The sequence below is a fragment of the Streptomyces sp. NPDC050433 genome (genome assembly GCF_044458565.1).
GTDB lineage: Bacteria > Actinomycetota > Actinomycetes > Streptomycetales > Streptomycetaceae > Streptomyces.
The window spans coordinates 204,028-213,951 of sequence record NZ_JBITIB010000009.1; the positions used below are offsets into that span (position 1 = coordinate 204,028).

A 9,924-nucleotide genomic window follows, 5' to 3' on the forward strand; every position below is an offset into this window, starting at 1 on the left:
TCACGCCCCCGGTCACCGGAAGGCGTCCAGACCGGTGAGTGCCTTGCCCAGTACCAACTGGTGCATCTCGACCGTGCCCTCGTAGGTGAGCACCGACTCCAGATTCGTGGCGTGCCGCATCACGGGGTATTCGAGCGAGATCCCGTTGGCCCCGAGGATCGTGCGCGACGTACGGCAGATCTCGATCGCCTCCCGCACATTGTTCAGCTTGCCGAAGCTGACCTGCTCCGGGAGCAGCTTCCCCGCGTCAAGGCGCCGGCCGAGATGGTGCGCGAGCAGGATCCCCTTGTGCAGTTCGAGGGCCATGTCGGCGAGCTTGGCCTGGGTGAGCTGGAAGCCGCCGATCGGCCGGCCGAACTGCTCGCGGCTCTTCGCGTAGTCGACGGCCGACTCGAAACTGGCGCGCGCCGCCCCCATCGAGCCCCAGACGATCCCGTAGCGGGCGTGGCTCAGACAGCTGAGCGGACCGCGCAGCCCGGTGACCTCGGGGAGCACGGCGTCGGCGGGCAGCCGAACGTCGTCCATGACCAGTTCGCTGGTGACCGAGGCGCGCAGCGACCACTTGTGCTTGATCTCGGGCGCCGAGAAGCCGGGGCTGTCGGCCGGTACGAGAAACCCCCGGATTCCGTCATCCGTACGCGCCCAGACGACGGCGACGCCCGCGACCGAGCCGTTGGTGATCCACATCTTGCGGCCGGTGAGCACCCAGTCGGTGCCGTCGCGCTTGGCGTATGTGCGCATCCCGGCCGGGTCGGAGCCGTGGTCGGGCTCGGTGAGACCGAAGCAGCCGATGATCTCGCCGGCCGCCATGCCGGGCAGCCACCGCTGCTTCTGCTCCTCCGAGCCGAACCGGTGGATCGCGTACATCGCCAGCGAGCCCTGTACGGAGACGAGTGAGCGGATCCCGGAGTCGGCCGCCTCCAGCTCCAGGCAGGCGAGTCCGTACTGGACCGAGCTGGCGCCCGCGCAGCCGTAGCCCTGGAGCGACATGCCGAGCGCGCCGAGGGCGCCCAGCTCACGGCTCAGCTCACGGATGCCGGGCAGCTCGCCGCGCTCGTACCACTCGGCGATGTGCGGCATGACGCGGTCGGCGGCCCAGGAGCGCACGGTGTCGCGGACGGCCAGGTCCTCGGGCTCCAGCAGATCGTCGATGCCGAGGGGATCGCGCGGGTCGAAGGGCGGACGTTTCGACGCTGAGGGTGCGGACATGGGGGCTGCCTCCGGCGGCTCGCGGATGTCAGTAAAACTAGCAGCGCTAGTTACGCTCTGCGCCGACATTACGGCGCAGAGCAGGCACCCGTCCAGACCCACCGCCGCGCACGGGGCCGCGGCCCGCCGGGACGGCGAATCCGTCGCGCGCCGCCGGTATACCCGCCTCCGCCGGAACCGCCGCTTCCGCGCCGTCGGCCTCGCCCTGGTGCGCCGTCCCGCAGTCCATCACCCGCGGCAGCCGCAGCGCCGCCGCTGCGCCGAGCAGCAGCAGGGCCGCGCTGACCAGGAGCGTGACATGCAGACCGTGCACGAAGGAGTGACGCGCCGCGATACGCAGTGCCTCCCCCGCCGGACCACCCAGCTGGGCGGCCACCTGATACGCCTCTCCCAGCGAGTTGGCGGCGGCCGACCCCGCGGCCTCCGGCACCCCGTCGACCGCGCCCGACGACAGGGCGGGCGCGTAGGCCGCGTTCATGACGCTGCCGAGCAGCGCGATGCCCATGCCCGCGCCGAGCTGGTATGACGTCTCGCCGATGGCGGCGGCGCCACCCGCCTGCTCCGGGGGCGCCTCGCTGAGCATCGACTCGTACGCGCCGAAGAGCGTGGACTGGAGACCGAAGCCGAGCAGCACGAAGGCCGAGGTCAGCAGCGCGGGCCGGTCGTGCTGGCCCATCATCACCAGCAGCAGCACGGCGCCCGCGGTCAGGACGAAGCCGCAGGCGACCATCCGGCGCGGGCCGGCACGGCGCAGGGTGTACGAGCCGGTGGCGCCCGCCGTTATGGCGGCGAAGGTGAGCGGCAGCAGCCGCAGTCCGGTCTCCAGCGGGCCGAGCCCGAGCACCAGTTGCAGATACTGGACGGCGATCAGCTCCAGGCCGACCAGCGCGAGCATCGCGAGGACGATGCAGCCGACGGACGTCGAGAAGGCCGGCCGGGCGAACATCGTGACGTCTATGAGCGGATGTTTCCGGCGTTTCTGCCGCCGTACGAAGAGGAAGAGCAGCACCGCGCCCAGAAGCAGCGGCCCGAAGGTCTTCACGTCGAGCATCGAGGCGCCCGCGCCGAGACGCTTCACCCCGAGGACGACGCCGAGCACCCCGGCCGCCGCCATCAGCGCGCCGACCACGTCCCACGGGCCGTCGCAGCCGCCCTTCGACTCGGGCAGCAGGAAGCGGCCGACGGGGAGGATCAGCGCCATCAGCGGCACGTTGATCAGGAAGACCGAGCCCCACCAGAAGTGCTCGACGAGGAATCCGCCGAGGACCGGACCGGTCGCGGCGCCGACGGCGGCCACCGCCGTCCAGATGCCGATCGCCACGGCGCGCTCGCGCCGGTCGGGGAAGACGGTACGGAGGATGGAGAGCGTCGCGGGCATGATCATCGCACCGCCGATGCCCAGCAGGGCCCGCGCGGTGATCAGCATGCCGGGCGACTCGGCGAGCGCCGCGGCCACCGAGGCCAGGCCGAAGATCCCGTAGCCGATGAGCAGGACCCGGCGCCGGCCGATCCGGTCGCCGAGCGTGCCGAAGAGGATCAGCAGCGCGGCGCAGACCAGCGGGTAGGCGTCCACGATCCACAGCAGCTCGACGCCACTGGGCCGCAGGTCCTCGGTGACGGCGGGGATGGCGACGTGCAGCACGGTCGCGTCGAGCGCGACGAGCAGCAGACTCACGCAGAGTACGACCAGGACGGCCCAGCGGTTGACGCCGCCACCGGGGGCACCGCCGCCGACGGCGGCACGCAGCCGCTCGCCGGCCGTGGTGGTCCCGGACATCTACCTACCTCCCAGTATGTCCCTCGCGCTCGGTGGACCAGCCGGGGACGGCGGTGGTCCCCCGGGGCGGCCCGGCATCGACGGGCGAGTGCGCGGACAGCGTACGCGAGTTCCCCCGTCCGGAACGTGGCCCACCTCACCTCGCCGGACGTTGAAGTGTCGCTTACACCGACCGGTGGAGGACGGCCGGGGGGTCACCCGGGCGCGGTCAAGCCTCGGTCAAGCGGCCGGAAAATTCCGCGCATCGCCACGGTGAACTAATTCTGTTGCGCACAAAGACACTTACCGGGAGCCCGCGGCGAGCAATAGAGCGCAAGGTCACGTGAAATTGCGGAACCGCCTCGGATAAACAGCGATCCGAGACACACTCCACATCACATCGTCATCACAAAGAGACTGGAACGACCGAGTCGGCCGTTCACTCGCTGTAACGTCGATTGGGTGCGTACCGACATCTTCGCCCGGCTGGACCGGGAGCCGGAGCCGCCGAAGATAGAGATCCCGCGGATGAGCCGTACCCGCGTGACTCTCTTCGGCGGGACTTTGGCGTTCTATCTCGCCATCGTCGTCGCCGTTCTCGCCTCTACCTGGCTGGTGACGCTCGACTGGAAGATCATGCTGTTCCGGCCGTACCAGCAGTGGCAGCAACTGCACGCGTTCCTGGACTACTTCGTGGTGCTCGGCCAGCGCGGGCCCACGGCCGTGATGATCGCCGCCTGGCTGGGCTGGCGCTCGTGGCGCCAGCACACGCTGCGTCCGCTGCTGGTTCTCGGCGCGTCGCTGCTGCTGCTCAACGTGACCGTGGGGGCGGTGAAGCTGGGCCTCGGCCGGCTCGGCCCGCACTACGCGACACAGATCGGATCCGCCGAACTCTTCGCGGGCGGCGACATATTCCCCTCGGGACACACCGCGAACGCCGTGGTCACATGGGGAATCCTGGCCTATCTGGCCACCACCCCGCGGGCCAGGCGCTATCTGTCGATCGGGTCGTCCGTGGTCGCCCTCGGGGTCGGCGCGACGACCGTCTATCTGGGTACGCACTGGCTGAGCGACGTACTGCTCGGCTGGGTCGCCGGTCTGCTGATCCTGCTCGCCCTGCCGTGGTTCGAGCCGACGATCGGCCGTACCGAGGCCGCCATCTTCGCGGTGCGTGAACAGTGGCGCGCGCGGTGGCGCGAGCGGCGCGGGACGACGGCCCCCGAACCGGCACCGGCGGGCGGGCCCTGGCCCGTGATAGTCCCTCAGCTCCAGGCGCAGGAGGAAGAGGACGCCGGACGCCCGCCGGTCGGCACGGCCCACGCGGGACGGGGCGCGGCCGGCAGGAACAGCACCGCGCAGCTCACCCAGCCCCGGCCGCACGCCACGGCGCGCTCGGAGCGGACGCCGACCACCCCGGCCGGCAGCCGCCGTCCGCCGCGTTCACGGCCGGTGACAGGCGGCTGAACCCCGCCCGGCGGGCGCCAGTTGAAGGACGGGCGACCGGCACGGCCGAAACAGCCGAGGACCCCCGGCGCTCCGCCGGGGGTCCTCGGCTGTCGGGGTCAGCCCAGCCAGCAGCGGATGACGGTGTCGTTCTCGACCTCGAAGTTCAGCCTCCCCTGCAGGAATTCCAGGGTGATGATGGCGCCCGGCGGCAGCGCCCTGACGGTGGTCCAGCCGCGCTCACGTGCGATCCGCTCGGCCTCGGGGGCGGCGAGGCCCACATAGGAGTCGGGCGCGTCGTCGGGCTGTGCCGGAGGTGTCGGTATCGATGCCATACGGTTCAGCCTAGGCCTTTCGGGCCGTCGCGGCCCGGCGGCGGGAGAGTTCGGCGGCGACGGCGGACGGTGACGGAAGGCCCGTGCGCGGCGGATGTCCGGTCACTGTCCCTCCGCACTTGCGTACGAAGGCGGTCACACTTGTGTCACAGGATCACGACACGTGTTCGGCGACTTCCGCTTACTTCGGACCGGTGTTCACACATCGGCCGCAAGTAAGCGACAAGTAATTCGGCAGACTCGAAGATCACCGTATTTTCCGGCCCCGGAATTCCCGCGTTCGACGGTCCGCCGGTATTTGTCAGGACGTATGGAATTCACCTCTCCCTCGCACAGCCATTGGCGGTACGACACCTTCCGGATGACTGCGGACGCGGTCACTCCGGTGTTACGGAGTGTCCCCCAGCGCCCGCGAAAGGCGGTCCCGCGCCGTCCTCATGTACTCCGTCAGCTCCCGCGGTTCGACCACCGTGAAGTCGACGCCGAGGAGCATCACATGGACCACCATCACGTCCAGACCGCCCGCCCCGGTGCGCAGCAGGCAGTTGTGCTCGTCGATCGGCTCCAGCACGCCGGCGGACGGTGACACCAGCTCCGCCGCCTCCGCCGCGGACGTGTGCAGCCTGATCACCGCGGTCGAGGCGTAGGCGCGGGTGGAGACGCCCTCGGAGACATAGGCGGCCAGATCGTCGGCGGGCGGTTCGCGGGGCGGGAAGCGCGGGCCGTGCGGAGGCCTGGGGGTGATGCGGTCGGCCCGGAACGTACGCCAGTCGTCGCGGTCCAGGTCCCAGGCGACCAGGTACCAGCGGCGTTCGGTGCACACCAGCCGGTGCGGCTCCACGGTCCGGCGGCTGGCGGAGCCGACATGGTCGAGATAGTCGAAGCGCAGCCGCTCACCGTCCCGGCAGAGGTTCGCCAGCTCGGTGAGCAGGCTCGCGTCGACGGTCGGGCCCGAGCCGCGGAGCATCGGGACGGTGAACGCGTTGAGCGCGCCGACCCGGCGGCGCAGCCGGCCGGGAAGAACCTGTTCCAGTTTGGCGAGCGCGCGGACGGACGTCTCGCCGATGCCGTCGATGCCGCCCGCCGCCGCCGTACGCAGTCCGACGGCGACGGCGACGGCCTCCTCGTCGTCCAGCAGCAGCGGCGGCAGCTCGGCACCGGCGCCGAGCTGGTAGCCGCCGCCGGTGCCGGGGCTGGCGTTCACCGGATAGCCCAGCTCCCGCAGCCGGTCGACGTCTCGCCGCACGGTGCGCGGTGTCACCCCGAGACGTTCGGCCAGCTCGGAGCCGGACCATTCGCGGTGGGCCTGCAACAGGGAGAGCAGGCGGAGCAGTCGGGCCGAGGTCTCCAGCATGCGCCGATTCTCTCAGCCGTCGCGGACAGGGACTGTCCGCATGGGGGGCCTCAGCGTTCCCGGTCCCCCGGATCGAGGCGTACGTGGAGATTGTTGTCTCCCGAATAGCACGGGGCGGCCAGCCAGCCGTCCGCCCGGTACGCCGGATAGACGTAGACGCTCTTGCGGTCCCAGACGTCGTCGAGGATCCGGGAGAGCCTGACGGGCGCCGCGCCGGGCTCGGGCAGCAGCCACAGGTCCCACAACTGCCGCACCGTCATGGCCGGTTCGGCCAGCGTCACGTACGGCAGGGTGAAGACGAAGGCGCCGCCCGCGCCGGCCGTCACGGGGACACTCCGCGCACGGGGCGCCCTACCGCCGTCGCCGCGGCCCACGCACCGCCGCGCCTCGGCCGTCGCGCCGTCGCCCGCCTCGGCGCCGTACAGCACGCCCCGCACGGTCATGGCGCCGTCCGCGAGATGGATCGGCCCGGCCTCCGCGTGCGGCGCGCGGACCCAGCAGCGCAGTGCGAGGCGGCCCTCGGCGGTCGGGTACGGCACGCGGACGGTGACCGGGCCCGCGCCGGGGATCCGGTCGACGAGCGCGCGTACGTCCCTGGTGCCGGGGCGGACGGGGCGGCCGTCGCGGTCGCCCGGCTCCGCGACGTGGACGATGTCCCAGCGGCCCTCGGCGAGCGGGGTGGCAGGGTCCAGTACGGCGCGCTGTCCGGTCAGCGGCAGCCGTACCTCGTCCGCCGGGGTGGCGCCGCGTCTGCGCAGCACCAGCTCCGTGCCGGGGGCTCCGGGAGGTGCCGCCAGATGGAAGGTGACGGTGCCCGCCGCGTCGGCGGTGCAGTGCGCGACGGTGGCGCTCATGTGGCCCGCCCCTTGCGGACCGCAGCCGCCGCCAGTTCACGCACCGTCCGCGTCCCTCCCACGAAGAGACCACGGCCGCGCCGTACGGTGCCGAGCACCGTCTCGCGCGGGCCCGTCCTCGGGCCCCGCGCGACCAGGTCGGTGTACAGCGCCTCGTGCCGCTCGGCGATCCGCGCCGGGTCGAACCGGGCGGACGACTCGACGGCCGCCAGGCCCGTACGCCGCCGCAGGTCGTCGTCCTCGATCAGCGCCAGGAGCCCGCGGGCGATGGCGTCCACGTCCCCGACCGGCACCAGCCGGCCGTCGACCCCGTCCTCGATGATCTCGCCGGGCCCGTGCGGGCAGTCGGTGGAGACGACGGGCAGACCGCAGCGCATCGCCTCGACGATGGTCATACCGAAGGATTCGAGGCTCGACGTGACGGCGGCGATCGAACCCTTGACCCACTCGGGCTCCAGCGGGTTCGCCGTGCCCATCAGATGGACGTGGTTGTAGAGCCCGCGCTCCTCGATCAGGGCGCGCAGCGCGGCACGTTCGTCGCCGGTCGCGTCCCCCGCCCCGTAGATCCGCAGCCGCCAGTCGGGCCGCGCGGCCACCACCGTGGCGAAGGCCCTGATCAGCAGGTCGTACCGTTTGACCGAGGTGAGCCTGCCCGCCGCCACGACGCATCGCGCGGTGGAGTCGGCGGGGGCGACGACGGGCGCGGGCACGCTGCCGGGCACCGCGTCGATCCGTACGCCGGGCAGGCGCAGCCGCGAGCGGTAGGCCCGCGCGTCGGCCTCGGTGACGGTGGTGACGGCGTCGAGCAGCACGTACCGGTGGGCGATCTCGCGGCGCAGCCGGTGGCTGTGGCTGTCCAGCGTCAGGTGCTCCTGGCCGACCCGGACCGGGCCGCGCCCGGTCTGCCGGGCGATATGGCAGTTGAGGCCCGGCCGGGTGCCGACGACGACATCGGCCGTCAGTGACCGCAGATGCTCGGCGATACGGGTGTCGGTGAGACGGCTGTACTGCCGGTGCCGCCCGTCTCCGCGCGGGAAGACCGTGGCCGGCCGGCCGAGGTCGGGGTGGCCGCCGTCGTAGGTGGCGCTGTTCTTGCGCAGATCGACGAGATGGCGGAGCTGGACGCCGTCGGGCGCGCCCAGGGTCGGTTCGTCGCGGTGCCGGAAGACCGAGACGATCTCGACGTCGTGCCGCTCGGCGAGCGCCCGCGCGAGATTGAACGTGCTGCGGATCGTGCCGCCGACGCCGAAGGCGTTGTGGAGCAGAAAAGAGATGTGCATGGGCTCGCGGTGTCTCCCTGGTCAATCTGGAGCGACTGTAGGCCGGTGACCGGCCCGTCCCGCCGTACGCGTGAGCCGTGCGCGGGACCGCCGGCCGGTGCGTCGGCGCCGCCGCACCTTCGCGCGGCAGCACGCCGGTTGCGTGCCGACCGGGCGGGGGCGGCCGGAAGCTTCACCCGTACGTGCGAGCCGGCCGGGTGGCTCGATTCGTCCGGCTTCGCGCGTGACCCCGGCGACAGCTGACCCGTTGTCTGTTTACGAGCCGGGAACAGCCCGGCCCCCGCACCGAGTTCGAGGAGCCACCCGTGCCGCGCATGCTCGACGTCAGCGAAGACGTACGCGCCGAGATCGGCGACGAAGAAGCCGATCGCCTGCTCGTCGGCGACAACTCCCCGGGCAGCTACGACTGCACCTCCTGCCGTACTCCCGGCGACTCCGAGACCGAGCGCACCAGCACGGTGCTGTTCATCGGTGAGGAGACCGCCGTCCTGGCCTTCGCCCACGCCAGCTGTATCCCCTCCCAGGTCGTCAAGGTCGCCGAGGACCAGCTCCAGGGCGCCGTCCGCAGCATCACCGGCGGCGAACCCCGGCCGACGGGCACCGGCGGCGAACAGGCCGTCCTCGGTGTCACCAGCGGTCTGGTCCTGATCGACAACCGGCTGCACCCCGCGCTGGTCGTCGAGCCGACCGGCCCCATCGCCCGGCCCGGTTCGGCGGGCACCGAGGACGAGTTCCTGCCGCTCCTCGTGGAGCAGGGCTTCCAGCCGGTCGGTGATCTGGAGCAGCCTCCGGGCGCGCTGTCCGGCTGGTCGGTGCTGCTCGCGATGGGCCAGCTGCACGCGATCCTCCAGCCCGGTACGGGCGGTGGCACCCCGGTCGCCTGGTGGCAGGCGCACCAGCCGCTCCAGGTGACCGGCGACTGGCGGGCCGCCGCCAACAAGTCGCGGACGGTCCTGGTGTTCGCCGCGCCGGTCGGCTCCATCGGCCAGCAGCCGCGCGAGGACCTGCTGCGCGACGCGCTGGACAAGGCGGCGGCCAACGGGCGTCTGGTGGCGGCCTCGATGCCGCTGGCCGGCACGTGACGGACGAGGGCCACGCCCCCACGGAGGAGCGGGACCGTGCCGGGGACCCGGCCCGTACCCCGGCCGGTTCGTCCTCCCACCCCTCGCGACCAGCATTTTCGCCGGTCAGCCCGCATCCGACGGGCGACGGGGTCGTTGGCACCTACGTGCACTCATACGACCGTTCTCGCCAGCAGTACCAGCCCCAGGTCCCCGCCATGCGCCCGGCCCAGGACCCCCCGGCCGGGTACTCGTCCGGATACTCGGCCACGCCGATCTACGACGCGCTGTACTCCGAGTACCTGCGGTCGTTCCGGACCCTGCCGGGCGACCGGAGCGGTGAGGAGAACCTGGGCTTCACCGCCTTCGGTACAGGGATGCACGGCTCCTCGGAGGACCGGCAGTCCTCGTACGCGAGTACGTGGCAGAGCGGCCGGCAGTATTCGGGAGGCCGCCCGCAGATGGCTCTGCCACCGGCGCCGCGCCGGGGCCTGTGACCCCGTCGGGAGCGTTACGGAACAAGCCGGTGGGGCGGGGCGGGGGGGGTGGCGGCCCGCCCCCCCGGGTTGTGCGGGTTGCACCCCGGGTGCCCAGGTGAGGGCCGGCGGGGCCCGCCCCCGCGCCCCGGTGGG

Annotated in this window: 9 protein-coding genes; 3 read left to right on the plus strand and 6 right to left on the minus strand. The window is 72.2% G+C overall.

All coding sequences use genetic code 11. From position 1 onward, the window contains the following. Positions 1-12 precede the first annotated feature (12 nt). Both ACIBLA_RS13755 and ACIBLA_RS13760 read right to left on the minus strand, forming a co-directional pair. Entirely contained in the window at positions 13-1,209 is a 1,197-nt protein-coding gene (locus ACIBLA_RS13755) for an acyl-CoA dehydrogenase family protein (protein ID WP_363246617.1), read from the minus strand. Positions 1,210-1,255: 46 nt separating this feature from the next. Further along, entirely contained in the window at positions 1,256-2,986 is a 1,731-nt protein-coding gene (locus tag ACIBLA_RS13760) for an MFS transporter (RefSeq protein WP_399198638.1), read from the minus strand. Between the two features lie 441 nt (positions 2,987-3,427). Between ACIBLA_RS13760 and ACIBLA_RS13765 the strand changes: the two genes are divergently transcribed. After that, positions 3,428-4,429, plus strand: a complete 1,002-nt coding sequence (locus tag ACIBLA_RS13765; protein WP_399198639.1) for a phosphatase PAP2 family protein — start codon at positions 3,428-3,430, stop codon at positions 4,427-4,429. A 98-nt stretch (positions 4,430-4,527) separates the two neighbouring features. On the opposite strand, the gene ACIBLA_RS13770 is transcribed toward ACIBLA_RS13765, so the two are convergent. The 4 genes from ACIBLA_RS13770 to ACIBLA_RS13785 all read right to left on the minus strand — a co-directional run bounded on the left by ACIBLA_RS13770 (position 4,528) and on the right by ACIBLA_RS13785 (position 8,231). After that, entirely contained in the window at positions 4,528-4,743 is a 216-nt protein-coding gene (locus ACIBLA_RS13770; RefSeq protein WP_363246620.1) for an I78 family peptidase inhibitor, read from the minus strand. Between the two features lie 388 nt (positions 4,744-5,131). Beyond that, positions 5,132-6,097, minus strand: a complete 966-nt coding sequence (locus ACIBLA_RS13775; protein ID WP_399198640.1) for a helix-turn-helix transcriptional regulator — start codon at positions 6,095-6,097, stop codon at positions 5,132-5,134. 50 nt (positions 6,098-6,147) lie between these two features. Then, positions 6,148-6,951, minus strand: coding sequence for a hypothetical protein (locus ACIBLA_RS13780; RefSeq protein ID WP_363246622.1), 804 nt, complete (start codon positions 6,949-6,951; stop codon positions 6,148-6,150). Then, positions 6,948-8,231, minus strand: a complete 1,284-nt coding sequence (locus ACIBLA_RS13785; RefSeq protein WP_363246623.1) for a glycosyltransferase family 4 protein — start codon at positions 8,229-8,231, stop codon at positions 6,948-6,950. Before ACIBLA_RS13785 ends, ACIBLA_RS13780 begins: the two co-directional genes overlap by 4 nt. 305 nt (positions 8,232-8,536) lie before the next feature. Here ACIBLA_RS13785 and ACIBLA_RS13790 point away from each other — a divergent pair, with 305 nt between their 5' ends. After that, a complete protein-coding gene (locus ACIBLA_RS13790) occupies positions 8,537-9,313 on the plus strand; it encodes a hypothetical protein (RefSeq protein WP_363246625.1) in 777 nt (258 codons plus the stop codon). A 197-nt stretch (positions 9,314-9,510) separates the two neighbouring features. Then, positions 9,511-9,789, plus strand: coding sequence for a hypothetical protein (locus ACIBLA_RS13795; protein WP_399198642.1), 279 nt, complete (start codon positions 9,511-9,513; stop codon positions 9,787-9,789). Positions 9,790-9,924: the final 135 nt, after the last annotated feature.

Coding starts and splice junctions, on each gene's coding strand:
- ACIBLA_RS13755 (WP_363246617.1), bottom strand. CDS start 1,209: ATGTCCGCACCCTCAGCGTCGAAACGTCCGCCCTTCGACCCGCGCGAT.
- ACIBLA_RS13760 (WP_399198638.1), bottom strand. CDS start 2,986: ATGTCCGGGACCACCACGGCCGGCGAGCGGCTGCGTGCCGCCGTCGGC.
- ACIBLA_RS13770 (WP_363246620.1), bottom strand. CDS start 4,743: ATGGCATCGATACCGACACCTCCGGCACAGCCCGACGACGCGCCCGAC.
- ACIBLA_RS13775 (WP_399198640.1), bottom strand. CDS start 6,097: ATGCTGGAGACCTCGGCCCGACTGCTCCGCCTGCTCTCCCTGTTGCAG.
- ACIBLA_RS13780 (WP_363246622.1), bottom strand. CDS start 6,951: ATGAGCGCCACCGTCGCGCACTGCACCGCCGACGCGGCGGGCACCGTC.
- ACIBLA_RS13785 (WP_363246623.1), bottom strand. CDS start 8,231: ATGCACATCTCTTTTCTGCTCCACAACGCCTTCGGCGTCGGCGGCACG.
- ACIBLA_RS13795 (WP_399198642.1), top strand. CDS start 9,511: ATGCGCCCGGCCCAGGACCCCCCGGCCGGGTACTCGTCCGGATACTCG.